Below are 16,203 nucleotides of genomic sequence, written 5' to 3'. Positions count from 1 at the left end.
GATGCGTATCCTCTTACTTCTTCGCGTCGGCCCCGAAGTGCCGATCAACAGCCTGTATTCCGGTTTTGGTCACGTAGTAGTGGCCCGCCTTTTGATGTGCCCCGGCGATTGCCCCAGCTTTGATGGCCACCCCGAAATCTCGCGGGAAATTCGAGGGCATAGGTTCTCTCGCAGCAGCAAAGCGGTCCTTTATGTCCTCACGGGAGAAGGTGGGCTGACCCTCATGAAGGCCAATATAATGACCTATTGCCACAATTTGATCCGGCTTACGCACTGCTTTGACCTCGTCGAGAAATTCTCTGAGCGAGATTTTAACTGCTAGCTCTACCGGCGCTCCCGTGGATGCGGTCGAAGTATTACTGGCAGACATATCTCTGCCAATAACCACGCTCATGATCGCAGCAAATTGATCTGGGCTGATCTCACGCTTGATCTCGACCCCATTCCCCTTTAGCGTCAGTGTGAACTGCTCCAGCCCTTCATTATCAGCCATTTCAGCACCATCCCTATCGCGACAATCTAAAGCTGTATCGTCGCCGTCGTTCAATGTCAACGCGCCGACGTTGAAGTTTTCTACATGTCTGTGGATATCTGATATTGTCTGAGATAAAATGCTTTTGTTACAGCGAGTTATGATCCCATGCTCTTCTGCAATGTTTCAATGTGTATAGTGATGCCGGGTAGAAGTCTGTATGCAAGACATTATATACGAAAATTATCCCCGTGAAATCAATGCCTTAAAGCGGCTTGTCCGCTGACGTCCTATTGACATACAGAATTGCATGAGAAGCGTACGTTAAAATCTCGATAGAGCCGAGCACGTTTGATCGGCGCGTGTGTGAGCGCTAAGAGGCCGTTTTGAAAATCGGCTTACTGGGGTTTCGTCTGAGGCTGGGTTATGATTCAAGCTGTGGATGTGGACAAAGCAGAGCCGTGGCCGGATGGCCCAGATCGCCAAGAAGACCAAGCGCTACCCGTCTGATTTGACGGATGAGGAGTGGGAGCAGTTCGCGCCGCTGATGCCCAAGCCTGGGCGGCGTGGCCGTCCGCGCGAGGTTGATTTTCGCGAGGTGATCAATGCGGTGCGCTACCTGGTCCGTTCGGGTTGCGGCTGGCGGATGCTGCCGATCCACTTGGGACCCTGGCAGACGGTCTATGGCTGGTTTCGAGAGCTGGCGCGGCGATTTTTGTTCCAGACCATCCACGACGTGGCGCTGATGCTGGATCGTGAGCGGGCCGGGCGCGAGGCGAGCCCGTCGGCGGCGGTGATCGACAGCCAGTCGGTCAAGGCTCCGCAAGCAAGAACAAGGGGTTACGACGCCGGCAAGAAGATCGTCGGACGCAAGCGCCATATCGCAGTCGATACGGATGGGCGGCTGTTGATGGTCAACTTGACGCCGGCCGATATCTCCGACAGCGCCGGCGCTCAGGCGATCTTGGATGGTATCCGCCAGCGCTGGCCCTGGGTGAAGCATCTGTTCGCCGACGGCGCCTATGATCGGCTAATGCTCATGGACAAGGCCGCCTATCTGGACTTCGTGGTCGAGGTCATCCGCCGATCCGATGACCAGAAGGGCTTCGAAGTCTTGCCCCGACGCTGGGTCGTCGAGCGGACCTTCGGCTGGATGACAAGATGGCGCCGCCTCGTGCGCGACTACGAGCAGCGCATCGACGTCTCTCACGCAATGATCCTCGTCGCAATGGGCGCAAACCTCATCCGCCGAAACGCTCATCCTTGAATTTCAAAACGGACTCTAATCGATCCGGTGTGCGGTGCCGAACCCGCTGATCTCGCCGCGATGTTCGTTTCAGGATTGCCATGCTGCAGTCTCGGCCACTCGGCAAGGAGCTGGATTCGAAGTCGGTCAGGTGCCGTGGGCGCGGGCCGTGTTCCTATTCCAGGCGTGCCCTCACCTCACCATCGTGTCCGCGACGCCCCACCTACTCGCACTGCCGGCGCGGCCCCCCCGGAATAGGGCTGATAGGTGTTGTCTTCCGGTCGATATGACCGGTAGCGGCTGAAGCAGTATTGCATGTGGTCGGATGACAGCTCTGCGCCGCCGGGTTCATCCGATGGCGGGTAGCCCTCCACCGACGACGTATCGCTCGCCTCGACGTAGCTGCCGTCATCGGCGGCGTCGAGATAGGGCGAGATGCAGGGGCGCTGCCCTTCGCTGTAGGATGTGTAGTGGTCGTCGCTTGGCCTGTGGGAGCGGTAGTGGCTTCGCGACGGCTTGTTGCGGGCTGGAATTCAGGTTCCGTCAGGCATCCGGCGCGGCTGCCTGGCAAGCGACGGCACGCCCCTCAATGCCTCTTGAAATACTGCACCTCGCGTTCGTGCTTTTCCGCAGCCTCGCGGCTGTCAAACGTCCCGAGATTGCGGCGCTTGCCGGTCTTTTCGTCCTTCTTGCGCGAATAGAGGCGGTATTTTCCGTCTTTGAGTTTTCTGATCATCTGTCACTCCCCGAGCCGGTGCTTCCCCTTGAGGTTGCGCGCGGCTTGCTCGATCGCCGCTCGGTCGTTGCCCAGCCTATCGATCAGCTCCTGCGCCTGTTCGCCCGATATGCCGGTGCGCACAGCCAGGGCCTCGACCGTCAAGACGTCGGAGCTCGCGACCTCGCGGGTTTCCGGCAGAGCATCGCCTGCCGTCAGTGGCAGGGCTGCCTCCCTGTCGATCTCGGCCTCGGCCCGGTGCCAGTGCCGCTCGGGATCGCCATGGATCCGGCCTTCACGTTCCCAGATCTGGTATGCGCGCTCACGAATCTTGTCTTCCCGGTCGTCGCCCATGTTGATTTCTCCTTTGGGTATCGGATGAACGCCGCGCCAACCCGAACGATCCAAGAAATCTGCGTGATCGTTGGGTGGGGTCGCACAAGGCGCCATGTACTGCGGCCGCCAGCCCGCCCCCGCCCGCCTACTCGCACTGCCGGCGCGGCCCGCCGGAATACGGCTGATACGTGTTGTCTTCCGGTCGGTACGAGCGGTAGCGGCTGAAGCAGTATTGCAGGTGGTCGGATGAGAGCTCGGCGCCGTCGGTTTCATCCGATGGGACGGAGCCCTCGATAGACGACGTGTCGCTCGCCTCGACGTAGCTGCCGTCATCGCCGGCGTCGAGATAGGGCGAGATGCAGGGGCGCTGTTGGCCGCTGTAGGATGTGTAGTGGTTGTCGTCCGGTCTGTAGGAGCGGTAGCGGCTTGCGCACCATTCGACATGGGCGACAGGCAGCGTCTGCTGCTCTTCCGCTGCCGGTTGGATAGAGCCGGTCACGGTGGTGTCGGGCGCCGACGCTGCGGCATCGGCGGGTTTCGAGGTGCGATCAGCCGGGACCGCGCGGGCGGGAAGGCGCTCCAGGCGCTGCGAGGCCGGGTTCACCGGGCGCGGATCCCTGGTCCACAATTCGGCGACGCTGGAGACCGGGGCGGCCGGCGACACCGGCTTGGCTATCAGAAGCCAGGTGGCGAAGGCCAGACCGCTGGCGAATACGGCGAGCGTCAGGACGAAGCCGCCGAAGATTGCGAACAAAGCTTTCATGCCGCGCTCCTTCGCCTCCCGGTTAGAAAATGCGGGGCGTGGAATCCGGTTCCAGAAAAGAACCCGGGGAGGGCAGGTGGGTGGCGCTTGAGGGACGGTCTGCGATGCCGGAAGGCCCCTCTCCGTCTCGGCTTCGCCGAGCCACCTCTCCCCGCTCTGCGGGGCGAGGAACCCAAGGTTTTCAAAGGTCGCGGACGGAACCGAGCGGCACTTTGCCGCCGCCGTGGGTCCACGGCATAGTCCGCCCTTCAGTGCAGGCCGAACTCGCGCAGCAGGTCTTCGCGATAGCGTACGAAGCGGCTTTCGCTGCGCTCGCGCGGGCGGGGCAGGTCGATCTCGATCAGCCGCGCCGCGCCGCCTTTCTCCTTGGGCAGGATCAGTACCCTGTCGGCGAGGTAGATCGCTTCCTCGAGGTCATGAGTCACCATCACCATGGTGACGTTCTCCTCGCTCCAGATGCGCGCCAGTTCCTCCTGCATGCCGATCTTGGTCATGGCGTCGAGCGCCCCCAGCGGCTCGTCGAGCAGCAGGATTTCAGGCTGCACGGTCAAGGCGCGGGCGATGCCGACGCGCTGCGCCATGCCACCCGATAGCTGCCTTGGGAAAGCATCGCTGAATTCGGCGAGGCCGACGAGCGCGATATAGAAGCGCGCCCTTTCGTCGGCCTCGGCCTTAGGCACGCCCCGCACCTCGAGGCCGAAGGCGACGTTGCCGAGCACGGTCAGCCAGGGCAGCAGGCGCGGTTCCTGGAAAATCACCGCGCGCTCGGCGCCGACGCCATGCACCGGCTTGCCATCGATGGCGACGCCGCCGCTGTCGGCGGCCTCCAGCCCGGCTAGGATGCGCAGCAGCGTGGTCTTGCCCGATCCGCTGGCGCCGACGATGACCAGGCATTCACCCGAGCAGATGTCGAGGTTGAGCGCTCTCAGCACGGCAAGCGGGCGCCCACCGATGCTGAAGGATTTGGACAGGTCGCGTATGCTGACCTCACCGCCGCTTGTGCTGCTCATCGCGCTTGTCTCCGGCCGTTTCGTCAGTTGGTCTTGGTTTCGCCCGGCCGGTAGAGGATGTCCACCGCCTTCAGTTTGCCTTTGGGCAGGCGGCCGTCGCGCTCGAGCACGCTGACCCAGAAGTCGATATCGCGGTCGGTTGCCTTGGCGCCCTGGCGCAGCCCAAAGCCGGTCCAGTAGCGCGCCAATTCGCCGTTTTCGCCGCGCTTGTCGAGGATGTTCGCGAGCACCTTGCGCGCTTCGTCCGGGTTCTGCAGCGACCAGTCCGAGGCACGGGCGGATTGCTCGACGAAGTTGCGAGCGGCGTCCGGATGCGCGGCGATGAAGTCGCGCCTGAGCACGACGAAGCCGCCGGCTAGCTCGCCGAGCACGTCGGTGTCGTTGAACACGCCACGCACGCCGCCATTGTCGACCAGGGCGCCGGCAAACGTCGCCTGCCAGTAGCCCAGCGCCGCGATGTCGACCTGGCGGGAACGCAAGGTCTGTTCGAGCTGCGGTCCGGGCACCACGACGAGATTGGCGGCGTCGGGCGCCAGGCCGACGCTGTGCAGCGCCTCGCGCACCGTGTAGTCGAGATGGGCGCCGAGCGTGTTGACGGCGATGGTCTTGCCGGCAATGTCGGCGATCGATTTGATCGGGCTGTCGTCGAGCACGTAGAAGACGCTGCGCACCTTATTGTTGATGCCGTTGCTCGGATAGGCGGCGACGAAGTCGTTGCCGCCGGAGATCGAATTGATCACGGCAGCGGTTGCGGCCGAGCCGAGATCGACGCTGCCGGAGGCCAGCGCGAACAGCGATTCCGGGCCGCCGCCGGAATAGCCGACATTCTCCAGTTCGACGCCGAGGCCTTTGAAATAGCCGAGCTCGTCGGCCAGCTCATGCGGAGAGATGCTGCCGCGGCTGGCGAGGTAGCGGAACTTGACTTGTGCCGCTTCAGCAAAGGCGAAGCGGGGCAGGCCGGCGGAGAGAAGACCGGCGGCGAAGGGTGCGCCGGCAAGCAGGGAACGGCGGGTAATTTTCATGATCCGGTCTTCCTTTATTCTGGCCTGGTTTGGGCCTGGTTTGAAGGATGGCAACGAGTGGTCAGTCGACGGCATTGCTCCAGCGGCAGAGCCGCCGCTGCAGGCTGACCAGCGCCTGGTTGGCGATCAGGCCGAGGCCGGCGAGGATGACGATTGCGGCGAACATCAGCGGTATCTGGAAGTTGTACTGCGCGTTCATCACCTGGAAGCCGATGCCCTTGTTGGCGCCGATCATTTCGGAGGCGATCAAAAGCAATAGCGCCGTGGTGGCGCTGAGCCTCAGCCCAACGAAGATCGAGGGCACGGCGCCGGGCAGCACGACGCGGCGGAAAACGGTGATTTGCCCGGCGCCGTAGACGCGGGCCATCTCCAGCAGTTTCGGATCGACTTGCTTGACGCCGCTGATGGTGTTGAGCAGCAGCGGGAACAGCGTCGCCCAGAAAATGACGAATACCTTGGAGGCTTCGCCCAGCCCAAGCAGCAGGATGAACACCGGATAGAGCGCCAGCGCCGAGGTCTGACGGAAAACCTGCAGGATGGGATCGAGCGCGGTTTCGACGGTGCGCACCTGGCCCATGAACAGACCAAGCGGGATCGCGACCAGCACGGCGGCCGCGAAGGCGAGACCGGCGCGCTGCAGGCTGATGGCGATGTCACCGAGCAGAGTGCCGCCGGCCAGCCCCTTCCAAAGTGCCGCGACAATCGTATCGATCGGCGGCAGCACCGCCGTGTTGACCCACCCGGCGCTGCTCGACACCTGCCAGAGTGCGAGGAAAGCGATCAGGACGCCATAGCGCGACAGGAAGCGAATTCCTGTCCGGCGACCGAGACGCAGGAAGTCCGAGCCAAGGCTGGTCTCGCTATCACGCCTGTCGATGACGACCGGCTGTTCGATGTGCTGCAAACTCATCGTCTTGCCTCTTGCGACAGGGAGCTATTCGGCGGCCAGCACGGCCGAGCGGGCGGCGGTCCAGGGATTTTCCGGCCGCTTCAGGCCGAGGTTCGCGCGCAGGGTCTTGCCTTCATAGGCGGTGCGGAACAGGCCACGGCGCTGCAGCTCCGGGATCACCAGCTCGACGAAATCGTCGAGCGCGCCGGGCAACCAGGGCGGCAGGATGTTGAAGCCGTCGGCAGCTTCGTTGCCGAACCACTCCTCCATCTGGTCGGCAACCTGCACGGCGCTGCCGATGACGGTGTAGTGGCCGCGGGCCGTTGCTACCCACTGGTAGAGCTGGCGGATGGTGAAGTTGTGCTCGTCGGCGATCTGGCGGATCAGCGCCTGGCGGCTCTTCATGCCTTCGGTTTCCTTGCTTGGCGGCAGCGGGCCGTCGAGCGGGTAGCCCCTGATGTCGAGCGTCTGCCCGGCCAGTCCATTGAGCAGGGCGACGCCATCCTCAGGCAGGATGAGATCGTTCAGCTGCTGGTATTTGGCGCGCGCTTCCTCTTCGGTGCGGCCGACGAAGGGTGCTACGCCCGGCATGATCAGCACCTGCTCGGGATCGCGGCCGGCGGCAATCACGCGCGCCTTGATGTCGCGGTAGAATTCCTGCGCCGACGCCAGGTTCTGATGGGCGGTGAAGATGACTTCCGCCGAATGGGCGGCGAGCTTGCGGCCGTCTTCCGACTGCCCGGCCTGCACCACCACCGGGTGCCCCTGCACGGGGCGCGGCACGTTGAGCGGGCCCTTGACGCTGAAGTGCTGCCCCTTGTGATCGATGTCGTGGAGCTTGTCCTTGTCGTAGAAGCGGCCCGATTTCTTGTCGCGGATGAAGGCATCGCCCTCCCAGCTGTCCCACAGCGCCTTGACCGTCTCGACATGCTCATGGGCCCGCGCGTAACGGTCGGCATGATTGGGCTGGGTATTGCGATTGAAATTGCGCGCGGTTTCGTCGCCGGCCGAGGTGACGACGTTCCAGCCGGCCCGGCCATTCGACAGCAGGTCGAGCGAGGCGAATTTGCGAGCCAGCGTGTAGGGCTCCTCATAGGTGGTCGAGGCGGTGGCGATGAAGCCGAGATGCGTGGTGAGCGGCGCAAGTGCTGCAAACAGCGTCACCGGCTCGAAGCCGGCGATCTTGGCGTTGCCGCCTTCGCGGGCGCCGAGGCCGACCGTCAGATTGTCGGCGAGGAAATAGGCATCGAACAGGCCGCGCTCGGCGGTCAGGGCAAGCTGCTTGTGGAACTCGAAATTGGTCGCGCCGTCGGCCGGCGCATCGGGATGGCGCCAGGCGGCAATATGCTGTCCGCCGCCGGGCAGGAAAGCGCCCAGTTTGATTTGCCTGGATTTTGTGGATCGGGTCATCGCCGCGTGCTCCTGAATGGGTCGGGAAGGGGGATCTCGGATCAGTGGCGCGTTCAGGCGGCAAGGCCGACGCCGTAGGGCAATCCGGTTACCCGGCATGCCTCGGCGACCGCCTGCCGGGCGCGGGCGTCGATGGCTTCCGACACCAGCACGCCATTGGCAAAATCCTTGTCGGAGGCGTAGATCGCGGTCGGCATGGTGAGTGCCTCGAAGAAGCCGAACAGCGGCCGCAGCTGGTGCTCGACGATCAGCGAGTGACGCTCGCCGCCGCCGGTTGCGGCGAGGATGACCGGCTTGCTCCTCAGCGATGACGGGTCGAGCAGGTCGAAGAAGTGCTTGAAAAGCCCGGTGTAGCTGCCTTTGAAAGTCGGCGAGCCGGCCACCAGGATGTCGGCGCCCAGCAGCCGTTCGACAATGTTGCGCGCCGCCGGGTCCAGATCGCCAATGCGCCTTGCCTGCGGCAGGGACGCGCCGAGATCCTCAATGTCGAAGACGGCCGAGGCCGCGGCAATGCTTTCGGCGGCCTGCCCGACGATGTGGCTGACGAACGCCTTGGTCTTCGACGGCCGGGTCAAATTGCCCGACAGCCCCACCACGAGCTTTTTCGACATTCCTGGCTCCTCTCAAGCGCTCTATTCTAGGCCTAGCGATCTATGTTAAGTCTAGAGAGTTTGTAGAATTAAAAGAGCGAGAAAATTTCAAAAGCAGCGCGGTGAGTGGACAGAGTTTGCGGAACACCGCCCGTAATTGGTTCATTCAACGCGGCGTACCGCGCTGAAACATCCGAAACATCGCCTCAGCGGCGATAGCGCAGCGCATCGACCAGCAAGGCGAAGGCGGCCGAAGGTTGCCGGCGGCTCGGGTAATAGAGATGGTAACCAGGAAAGGGCGGGCACCAGTCGGCCAGCACCCTGACCAGCCGCCCGTCGGCAAGCTGCGTGCGTATCTGGTCCTCGGGCAGGTAGGCGAGCCCGAGGCCGGCCAGCACCGCGTTCATTCGCAGCCCGATATTGTTGAACACCAATTGCCCCTCGACCCGCACCTTGAGCTCGCGGCCGGCTTTCTCGAACTCCCAGGCATAGATGCCGCCATAGGTCGGCAGGCGCAGATTGATGCAAGCGTGATCGGTCAGCTCGAGCGGCGTCTGCGGCCGCTTGCGGCGGGCGAAATAGGACGGCGCGCCGACCACCGCCATGCGCATATCGGGGCCTATGCGGACCGCAATCATGTCCTTGGCGACCTGCTCGCCGAGACGGATGCCTGCATCATAGCGTTCGGCGACGATATCGGTCAGGCCGTAGTCGATGATGATCTCGACCTTTATGTCGGGGTAGGCGGGCAGCAGCTTTGCGAGCGCGGGCCACAGGATCGCGTCAGCCGCATGCTCGCCCGCGGTGATGCGGATGGTGCCGGCGGGCTTGTCGCGCAGCTCGCTGAGCGCGGCGAGCTCCGTCTCGATGCCCTCGAAATGCGGGCCAACGGTCTGAAGCAGGCGCTCGCCGGCCTCCGTTGGCGAGACGCTGCGGGTGGTCCGGGTCAGCAGCCGGACGCCGAGCCGCTCCTCAAGTCCGCGGATTGTGTGGCTGAGAGCCGACTGCGAAACGCCGAGTTTCGCGGCCGCCCTGGTAAAACTTCGCTCCCTCGCGACAGCCAGAAAGGCGAGCAGATCGTTGACGCTACCTTGCCGCATTCATGAATCCATCTCATAGCTTCATGCCAATTATAGCATCTAATTGCATGCCGCTACACTGCCTAGATTCCCGCCATCGGCAATCGCGCGACGGACATTTTCCGTCAGCCCAGCAAAGAAGCCAAGATAATGGAAATCAAGCGTAGCGGCGCGCAGCCGTCCGGCAAGGGGCCGGCCGAATGGTTTACCGGAACGGTCCGTATCGATCCGCTGTTTGCAGCCAACGCTCCGGCGCGTGCGGCCGGCAATGCCGTGACGTTCGAACCGGGTGCGCGCACTGCCTGGCATACGCATCCGCTGGGGCAGGTCCTGATCGTGACTTCGGGCTGCGGTCGCGTCCAGCGCTGGGGCGGCCCGACAGAGGAAATCCGTCCCGGCGACGTGGTCTGGTTCGAACCCGGCGAGAAGCACTGGCATGGTGCCGCGCCTGCCACCGCCATGACGCATATCGCCGTCCAGGAAGCGCTCGACGGCAAGGCCGTCGACTGGATGGAGCATGTCAGCGACGAGCAATATCGAGATCAAGCCAAGGCGGAGCACGTATGACGATGACCGCTCCTTCCATACCCAGCAAGACGGCCGTTCTGACAATCATCCTGGTCAGCTATGTGATGATCGTGCTCGACATTTCGGTCGTCCTCACCGGACTGCCGAAGATCCACCACGACCTCAATTTCACCAGTGCCGAGCTGTCCTGGGTGCAAAGCGCCTATACGCTGACCTTCGGCGGCTTCCTGCTGATCGGCGCCCGCGCCGGCGACATACTCGGCCGCCGCCTCATGCTGATCCTCGGCCTGGCGCTGTTCACGGCGGCATCGCTGGCGATCGGCCTGGCACAGTCGCCGGCATGGATGCTTGCGGCGCGCGCGGTCCAGGGTCTCGGCTCGGCGATCCTCGCGCCCTCGACGCTCGCCCTGCTGCAGACGAACTTCTCCGAGGGCCCTGAACGCACCCGCGCGGTCTCCTATTACAGCGCCGTTGCCGGGGTGGCCGCCAGCGTCGGCCTCGTCCTTGACGGCGTGCTGGCCGACTGGCTTTCCTGGCGCGTCGGTTTCCTCGTCAATCTACCCATCGGCATCGCCATGATTGTCGCCTCATGGCGCTACCTGCCGGAAACGGAGCGGCGATCCGGCCAGTTCGACGTTGCCGGCGCGCTCACCTCGACCATCGGCATGAGCGCGCTTGTCTATGGCCTGGTCCGCTCCGCAAGCGCCGGCTGGAGCGACCCGCTGACGATCGCAGCCCTTGTCGCCGCGGCCGCGCTGCTTGCCCTGTTCATCGTCAACGAGACGCGAGCAAAGCAGCCGATCATGCCGCTGCGTCTTTTCGCCAGCCGGGTGCGGGCCGGCGCGTATGCGGCGCGCGTCCTCTTTCTCGGCGCGATGATCGGCTTCTTTTTCTTCACCACCCAGTTCCTGCAAGGCGTCGTCGGCTACAGCGCCGCGCTCACCGGTCTGGCATTCTTGCCGGCTACCCTGGTGAACTTCGCCGTCGCGATGACGGTGCCGCAGCTGACGAAGCGGTTCGGCAACGGTCGGCTGCTCGCCGGCGGCCTCACCATGTCGCTGATCGGCATGGCCTGGCTGAGCCGCGTCTCGCCCGACACGTCCTATGTGACCGGGGTCGCTCTGCCGATGATGCTGGTCGGGGCAGGGCAGGGGTTTGCATTGAGCCCGCTCACTGCCTCCGGCGTCGCCGGGGTCAGCGCCGAGGATGCGGGCGCAGCCTCCGGCGTCGTCAACGTCGCACATCAATTGGGCAATTCGCTCGGCCTCGGAATCCTGGTCGCAGTGTCGGCCTTCGGCGCCGGTGCGCTCGACGGCAGGAACCTGCTCGTCCATCAGGTCACATCTGCGCTGACTGCCGGCACGGTGATGCTGGCACTGGCACTGGCGATCGCCGCCATGCTGATCGCCCGCCGGACGGTCAAGGCCGGTCCGGAAGCCCAAGTTGCGGAAAGCGCCGCCCTGCCGGGTGCAAGCGCCGCCGTTTTGCCGGCCGCCGTCGGCGGTCGAACCTAGAGGAGAAACCCGATGCAAAAGCGCAAACTCGGAACAGCGATCTGGAAGTCTCGGCGCTCGGCTTGGGCTGCATGGGGCTGAGCTTCGGCTATGGTCCAGCCACCGACAAGACGGACGCGATCACGCTGATCCGCTCGGCCTATGAGCGCGGCGTCACCTTCTTCGACACCGCCGAGGCCTACGGCCCCTACAAGAACGAGGAGCTGCTCGGCGAGGCGCTGGCGCCGTTGCGGGACAAAGTGGTGATCGCCACCAAGTTCGGCTTCGACATCGACCTTGAGACCGGCCAGCGCAGCGGTGGCCTGAACAGCCGGCCGCAGCATATCAAGGCGGTTGCCGAGGCTTCGCTCAAGCGGCTCAGGACCGACCACATCGATCTGTTCTACCAGCACCGCGTCGATCCGAATGTGCCGATCGAGGACGTTGCCGGCACCGTCAAGGAGCTGATCGGCGAAGGCAAGGTCAGGCATTTCGGGATGTCGGAAGCCGGCGCCCAGACGATCCGCCGTGCCCATGCCGTGCAACCGGTCGCAGCACTGCAGAGCGAGCATTCGCTGTGGTGGCGGGAAACGGAAAAGGAGATCCTGCCGACGCTCGAGGAACTCGGCATCGGCTTCGTTCCCTTCAGCCCGCTGGGCAAGGGCTTTCTCACCGGCGCGATCAGCGAGAACACGAGGTTCGACGCAAGCGACTTCCGCAACATCGTGCCGCGCTTTGCGCCCGAGGCGCGCAAGGCGAACCAGGCCCTGGTCGACGTGCTGGGCGAAATCGCGACCGGCAAAAAGGTCACGCCCGCGCAGATCGCGCTGGCCTGGCTGCTGGCGCAGAAGCCATGATAGTGCCGATCCCCGCGACGACAAAGCTGCATCGGCTTGAGGAAAACATCGGCGCCGCCGAGATGGAGCTGACCGCCAATGATCTTGGCGACATCGAAGCTGCCGTCTCGAGAATTGCGGTGCAAGGAGACCGCTACCCAGCCCATCTGCAGGCACGGGTCGGTCGCTGAGCGGCGGCCGAACTGGAGCAATATCTTCAATCAAACGCCACCTCGACAGCCGGTTTCAAATCCTTGAGACGGCATACCGGGTTGCAGTCGCGGAGACGAAAAATGCAAACACGAAAACTTGGCAATAGCGGCCTGGAAATTTCGGCCCTCGGGCTCGGTTGCATGGGCATGACTTCGGTCTATGGTACGCCCCCGCCAAGGGGCGACATGATCTCCCTCATCCGCACGGCCGTGGATCGTGGTGTTACGCTGTTCGACACGGCCGAGGCGTACGGGCCTTTTGCCAGTGAGGAGCTGGTCGGCGAGGCGCTGGCGCCGTTGCGCGACAAAGTGGCGATCGCCACCAAGTTCGGCTTCGACATCGACCTTGAGACCGGCCAGCGCAGCGGTGGCCTGAACAGCCGGCCGGACCATATCAAGGCGGTTGCCGAAGCTTCGCTCAAGCGCCTCAGGACCGACCGCATCGACCTGTTCTACCAGCATCGCGTCGATCCGAATGTGCCGATCGAGGATGTCGCAGGCACGATCAAGGAGCTGGTCGATGGCGGCAAAGTCAGGCATTTCGGAATGTCGGAAGCCGCGGCGCAGACGATCAGGCGCGCTCACGCCGTCCATCCGGTGACCGCGGTGCAGAGCGAATATTCGCTGTGGTACCGCGGCCCGGAGACGGAGATCCTGCCGACGCTGGAGGAACTCGGCATCGGCTTCGTTCCCTTCAGTCCGCTGGGCGCAGGCTTCCTGACAGGGAAGATGGATGAGAACACCAGGTTCGACAGCTCCGATTTCCGCGCCGCCGTTCCACGCTTTGCGCCAGAGGCGCTCAAGGCCAACGTCGCGCTGGTCGACCTGCTGCGCAAGGTCGCCGAACTGAAGGGCGCCACGCCCGCTCAGATCGCTCTCGCCTGGCTGCTTGCCCAAAAACCCTGGATCGTGCCGATCCCCGGCACCACGAAGCTGCATCGGCTGGAGGAAAACCTCGGGGCTGTCGCGATCGATCTGAGCCGGGAAGAGCTCGACGACATTGACCAAGCCGCCTCCCAGATCACGCTGAAGGGCGCTCGCTTGCCGCAAGCGGTATTGGACATGACAGGCCGGTAGAGATCCCGAACCGGCCTTGCCGGTTTGGAAAAGATCGCGATCAAACAAGAAGATAGCGGCGCGGGCGCAAGCGGAGATCCAACCGATGGCCAAGTTCCTCAGGGGGCGTATCGTCTCGCTGAACAGCCTGTCCGACCTGACTGTCAGGCTGGCGAAGTCTCCAGGGCTCATCGCCTGCTGCAGCCTTGGAGTGGCCCCGACATGAAGCGCCGGAAGTTCCTCAGCTCCTCCGGGCTTGTGGCAGGCGGACTTTTGCTGATGCCGACAAATATCCTGGCTCAGCCGGCAGGCTCTCCCGGACGAAAGGTCCTGATCGTCTACTATTCGCGCACCGGCCACACCAGAACCGTCGCCCGCCAAATCCATAGTCTGATTGGCGGTGACCTGGTGGAGATCCAGACAGTGGAACCCTATCCGGATGACTATGACGCGCTCGTCGCGCAAAATGTCAGGGAACAGCGGTCCGGTTACCTGCCGCCGCTGCGGACGAAGATCGACGTCAGCAATCATGACGTCGTCCTTGTCGGCTCACCGCTGTGGAACGTCAGGCTGACGCCGCCTGTGCGCAGCTTCCTGGCCAGTCATGACCTGTCGGGCAAGATCATTGCGCCGTTCGTCACCTATATCGTCAGCGGCCTCGGGCGCACCCGGCGCGACGTCGAGGAACTATGTCCCGATACCACAATCCTCGACGGCCTCGCGGTCCTCGGAGAGGATGCGGGCGAGGCACAGGCCAAGGTGCTGGAGTGGCTCCGCGGCATGCAGTGAGTCAGGCCAATTAGATTCAAATCCGGCTGTGGATATTTGCTTTTGGGTAAATCGAGGCGGTCATCTTGCCGGCCGGCGGGCAACAGGGAGAAGCCTATGACAAGCGACTTTGCCGCCGCACACCTCCACCTTGAACGAGCCTGCCATTATTTGAGCGGTGACGACGAGACGAGCCGCACGGCTCGTGCGGCTCTGGATCTCCTGATCGATGCAATTGTCGCAGCGCAATACAAGCGGCCACGCGGAGACGTTGTGGAATTTCCCAGATCGGCAAAGCTGGGACAGTCCGCAAGCGGTAAGGGGTAATCCAACTGGCGGACAGGGCTCCTTTGTTCCGCCGGATCACATGAACCAGGTTGCCACCAGGCCGATCGTCGCCGAGAAGATAGCGGCGGTCGTTGCCCAACCGAGTATGTTGGTGCTCCGGCTGTTCACCTGATCGCCCATGATCCTGCGGCTGTTCGTCATCAGCATGATGAGCAGCAGCAAGGGCGGCGTCGAGAAGCCTTGAACGATGCCGGACCAGACCAGCGCCTTCATCGGATTGAAGCCGAGAAAGTTAAGGCCGGCGGCGATCGCCGTAAAAAAGCCGATGGCGAGATAAAATTTGGGCGCCTCTCGAGCCCGGGCGTGCAGGCTGTTTTTCCAGCCGACGGCTTGTGCAACATCATAGGCGGCGCCGGTGGTCATGACAGGAACCGCAAGGAAGCCCACACCGATCACGCCTGCGGCGAACAGGATGCTTGCGGCCTGGCCGGCGAGCGGGCGCAGCGCCTCCGCGGCCTGTGCGGCCGTGTCGATATCGTGGTGGCCCACCTCGTAGAGCGTAGCGCCTGTCGACAGGATGATGAAGTACATGACGAGATTTGAAAACATCATGCCGATGAGGATGTCCCGGCGAGAGCGCCGGAGTTCACCCTCGGTGGCGCCCTGCCTTTGCCTGAGCGTCGTTCGCCCTCGGGTAATCTCCTCCTCGACCTCCTCATTGGACTGCCACGTATAGAGATAGGCGGACAGCGTCGTGCCGATGATGGCGACCAGGATCGACAGGAACTCGCGGTTGAATTCGATTCTGGGAAGCAGCGTTCCGCGCAGCACCGCCGCGGCGTCCGGCTTGGCCAGAATGGCGGCACCGACATAAGCGAGCAGCGCCAGCGCCAGCCACCGAAAAATGTTGCGGATCAAAGTGTAAGAGCCGAACACCTGGAGGGCGAAGATGAGGGCGGCGACGAACAGCACGATCAGCGGAATGGGAAGCGGCACGAATATGTTGATCGCCGCGGCCATTCCGCCGAGATCCGCCGCCGCCTCGATGGTGTTTCCGATGAGCACACCCAAAAGCACCGACCAAAGCAGCCACCGCGGGTAGAAGTCCTTGATGACGTGGAACAATCCGCGCCCGGATACCTGGCCAAGCTTCGACGACAGGTAGACGACCGCGTACATCATCGGCAAGGTCACCGGAGCCGTCCAAAGTAGGTCGGGTCCGAAGCGGGCACCGGCGCTGGCGTAGGTGCCTATCGCAGAACAATCGTCGTCGGCCGCCCCTGTTATCAGGCCGAGGCCGAGCGTTCGTCCTATGCCGCCTTTTCTCTCCTCCGGTGGGGTGGAACGATCGGAACCGGCCTGCCTCATTGCGATCGGACCGGATTGCGAATGAAGGGCGCGGCCTGCCATGCAACAATGGTAGGGATCGATCGCGGCGCTGATCTCATTTTTGCTTCCTTCAGCAACCTTGCCAAACCCGGTGCGCCATG

Annotated in this window: 16 protein-coding genes and 2 pseudogenes; 6 read left to right on the top strand and 12 right to left on the bottom strand. The window is 63.4% G+C overall.

Annotated elements, in window-relative coordinates; translation table 11 throughout:
* Positions 1-13: 13 nt before the first annotated feature.
* Positions 14-547 (bottom strand): hypothetical protein, encoded by a 534-nt coding sequence (locus NKJ08_RS16395; RefSeq protein ID WP_352523929.1) that lies wholly within the window; start codon positions 545-547, stop codon positions 14-16.
* Between the two features lie 367 nt (positions 548-914).
* Here NKJ08_RS16395 and NKJ08_RS16390 point away from each other — a divergent pair, with 367 nt between their 5' ends.
* Entirely contained in the window at positions 915-1,739 is an 825-nt protein-coding gene (locus tag NKJ08_RS16390) for an IS5 family transposase (RefSeq protein ID WP_352782330.1), read from the top strand.
* Positions 1,740-1,941: 202 nt separating this feature from the next.
* Here the strand turns inward: NKJ08_RS16390 and NKJ08_RS16385 are convergent.
* The 10 genes and pseudogenes from NKJ08_RS16385 to NKJ08_RS16340 all read right to left on the bottom strand — a co-directional run.
* Positions 1,942-2,038: pseudogene (locus tag NKJ08_RS16385) on the bottom strand (BA14K family protein); the annotation flags it as partial.
* A gap of 266 nt (positions 2,039-2,304) precedes the next feature.
* Positions 2,305-2,454, bottom strand: coding sequence for a hypothetical protein (locus tag NKJ08_RS16380; RefSeq protein WP_127204769.1), 150 nt, complete (start codon positions 2,452-2,454; stop codon positions 2,305-2,307).
* A gap of 3 nt (positions 2,455-2,457) precedes the next feature.
* Positions 2,458-2,787, bottom strand: a complete 330-nt coding sequence (locus NKJ08_RS16375) for a DUF2934 domain-containing protein (protein WP_352523931.1) — start codon at positions 2,785-2,787, stop codon at positions 2,458-2,460.
* Positions 2,788-2,914: 127 nt separating this feature from the next.
* Positions 2,915-3,532: a BA14K family protein gene (locus NKJ08_RS16370; RefSeq protein WP_352523932.1), complete on the bottom strand. Its 618-nt coding sequence runs from the start codon at positions 3,530-3,532 to the stop codon at positions 2,915-2,917.
* A 248-nt stretch (positions 3,533-3,780) separates the two neighbouring features.
* Complete coding sequence (locus NKJ08_RS16365) at positions 3,781-4,542, bottom strand: ABC transporter ATP-binding protein (protein ID WP_352780425.1); 762 nt, start codon at positions 4,540-4,542, stop codon at positions 3,781-3,783.
* A gap of 23 nt (positions 4,543-4,565) precedes the next feature.
* On the bottom strand, positions 4,566-5,564 hold the full coding sequence (locus tag NKJ08_RS16360) for an ABC transporter substrate-binding protein (protein WP_352523936.1): 999 nt from the start codon (positions 5,562-5,564) through the stop codon (positions 4,566-4,568).
* A gap of 61 nt (positions 5,565-5,625) precedes the next feature.
* Entirely contained in the window at positions 5,626-6,474 is an 849-nt protein-coding gene (locus NKJ08_RS16355; RefSeq protein ID WP_352523938.1) for an ABC transporter permease, read from the bottom strand.
* 24 nt (positions 6,475-6,498) lie between these two features.
* The gene (locus NKJ08_RS16350) at positions 6,499-7,863 is read right to left on the bottom strand and encodes an LLM class flavin-dependent oxidoreductase (RefSeq protein ID WP_352523940.1); all 1,365 of its coding nucleotides are present in this window, start codon (positions 7,861-7,863) and stop codon (positions 6,499-6,501) included.
* A gap of 53 nt (positions 7,864-7,916) precedes the next feature.
* A complete protein-coding gene (msuE, locus tag NKJ08_RS16345; protein ID WP_352780421.1) occupies positions 7,917-8,474 on the bottom strand; it encodes an FMN reductase in 558 nt (185 codons plus the stop codon).
* A gap of 185 nt (positions 8,475-8,659) precedes the next feature.
* Positions 8,660-9,553 carry a LysR family transcriptional regulator gene (locus NKJ08_RS16340; RefSeq protein WP_352523941.1) on the bottom strand — a complete coding sequence of 298 codons (894 nt, stop codon included), beginning with the start codon at positions 9,551-9,553 and terminating at the stop codon, positions 8,660-8,662.
* Between the two features lie 129 nt (positions 9,554-9,682).
* Here NKJ08_RS16340 and NKJ08_RS16335 point away from each other — a divergent pair, with 129 nt between their 5' ends.
* From NKJ08_RS16335 to NKJ08_RS16315, 5 genes and pseudogenes are all read left to right on the top strand, one after another.
* A complete protein-coding gene (locus tag NKJ08_RS16335) occupies positions 9,683-10,099 on the top strand; it encodes a (R)-mandelonitrile lyase (protein WP_352523943.1) in 417 nt (138 codons plus the stop codon).
* Positions 10,096-11,574 carry an MFS transporter gene (locus tag NKJ08_RS16330; protein ID WP_352780418.1) on the top strand — a complete coding sequence of 493 codons (1,479 nt, stop codon included), beginning with the start codon at positions 10,096-10,098 and terminating at the stop codon, positions 11,572-11,574. The genes NKJ08_RS16335 and NKJ08_RS16330 overlap by 4 nt, the downstream gene beginning before the upstream one ends.
* Positions 11,575-11,586: 12 nt before the next feature.
* Positions 11,587-12,580: pseudogene (locus NKJ08_RS16325) on the top strand (aldo/keto reductase).
* A 102-nt stretch (positions 12,581-12,682) separates the two neighbouring features.
* The gene (locus tag NKJ08_RS16320) at positions 12,683-13,678 is read left to right on the top strand and encodes an aldo/keto reductase (protein WP_352523946.1); all 996 of its coding nucleotides are present in this window, start codon (positions 12,683-12,685) and stop codon (positions 13,676-13,678) included.
* 258 nt (positions 13,679-13,936) lie between these two features.
* Positions 13,937-14,446: a flavodoxin gene (locus NKJ08_RS16315; protein WP_352780416.1), complete on the top strand. Its 510-nt coding sequence runs from the start codon at positions 13,937-13,939 to the stop codon at positions 14,444-14,446.
* Between the two features lie 342 nt (positions 14,447-14,788).
* Here the strand turns inward: NKJ08_RS16315 and NKJ08_RS16305 are convergent, their stop codons facing one another.
* Positions 14,789-16,081 carry an Nramp family divalent metal transporter gene (locus tag NKJ08_RS16305; protein ID WP_352523950.1) on the bottom strand — a complete coding sequence of 431 codons (1,293 nt, stop codon included), beginning with the start codon at positions 16,079-16,081 and terminating at the stop codon, positions 14,789-14,791.
* Between the last annotated feature and the right edge of the window lie 122 nt (positions 16,082-16,203).

It is taken from the genome of Mesorhizobium sp. M0244, assembly GCF_040321795.1.
Lineage (GTDB): Bacteria > Pseudomonadota > Alphaproteobacteria > Rhizobiales > Rhizobiaceae > Mesorhizobium.
The sequence above is the reverse complement of the archived record's forward strand: the minus strand, read 5'-3'. Positions and strand labels throughout refer to the sequence as shown.

Bases quoted from the DNA above. Each gene is read 5' to 3' on its own strand.
- msuE (WP_352780421.1), bottom strand. From the start codon at position 8,474: ATGTCGAAAAAGCTCGTGGTGGGGCTGTCGGGCAATTTGACCCGGCCG.
- NKJ08_RS16330 (WP_352780418.1), top strand. From the start codon at position 10,096: ATGACGATGACCGCTCCTTCCATACCCAGCAAGACGGCCGTTCTGACA.
- NKJ08_RS16360 (WP_352523936.1), bottom strand. From the start codon at position 5,564: ATGAAAATTACCCGCCGTTCCCTGCTTGCCGGCGCACCCTTCGCCGCC.
- NKJ08_RS16320 (WP_352523946.1), top strand. From the start codon at position 12,683: ATGCAAACACGAAAACTTGGCAATAGCGGCCTGGAAATTTCGGCCCTC.
- NKJ08_RS16340 (WP_352523941.1), bottom strand. From the start codon at position 9,553: ATGCGGCAAGGTAGCGTCAACGATCTGCTCGCCTTTCTGGCTGTCGCG.
- NKJ08_RS16365 (WP_352780425.1), bottom strand. From the start codon at position 4,542: ATGAGCAGCACAAGCGGCGGTGAGGTCAGCATACGCGACCTGTCCAAA.
- NKJ08_RS16390 (WP_352782330.1), top strand. From the start codon at position 915: ATGTGGACAAAGCAGAGCCGTGGCCGGATGGCCCAGATCGCCAAGAAG.
- NKJ08_RS16380 (WP_127204769.1), bottom strand. From the start codon at position 2,454: ATGATCAGAAAACTCAAAGACGGAAAATACCGCCTCTATTCGCGCAAG.
- NKJ08_RS16355 (WP_352523938.1), bottom strand. From the start codon at position 6,474: ATGAGTTTGCAGCACATCGAACAGCCGGTCGTCATCGACAGGCGTGAT.
- NKJ08_RS16305 (WP_352523950.1), bottom strand. From the start codon at position 16,081: ATGAGGCAGGCCGGTTCCGATCGTTCCACCCCACCGGAGGAGAGAAAA.
- NKJ08_RS16375 (WP_352523931.1), bottom strand. From the start codon at position 2,787: ATGGGCGACGACCGGGAAGACAAGATTCGTGAGCGCGCATACCAGATC.
- NKJ08_RS16350 (WP_352523940.1), bottom strand. From the start codon at position 7,863: ATGACCCGATCCACAAAATCCAGGCAAATCAAACTGGGCGCTTTCCTG.
- NKJ08_RS16335 (WP_352523943.1), top strand. From the start codon at position 9,683: ATGGAAATCAAGCGTAGCGGCGCGCAGCCGTCCGGCAAGGGGCCGGCC.
- NKJ08_RS16315 (WP_352780416.1), top strand. From the start codon at position 13,937: ATGCCGACAAATATCCTGGCTCAGCCGGCAGGCTCTCCCGGACGAAAG.
- NKJ08_RS16370 (WP_352523932.1), bottom strand. From the start codon at position 3,532: ATGAAAGCTTTGTTCGCAATCTTCGGCGGCTTCGTCCTGACGCTCGCC.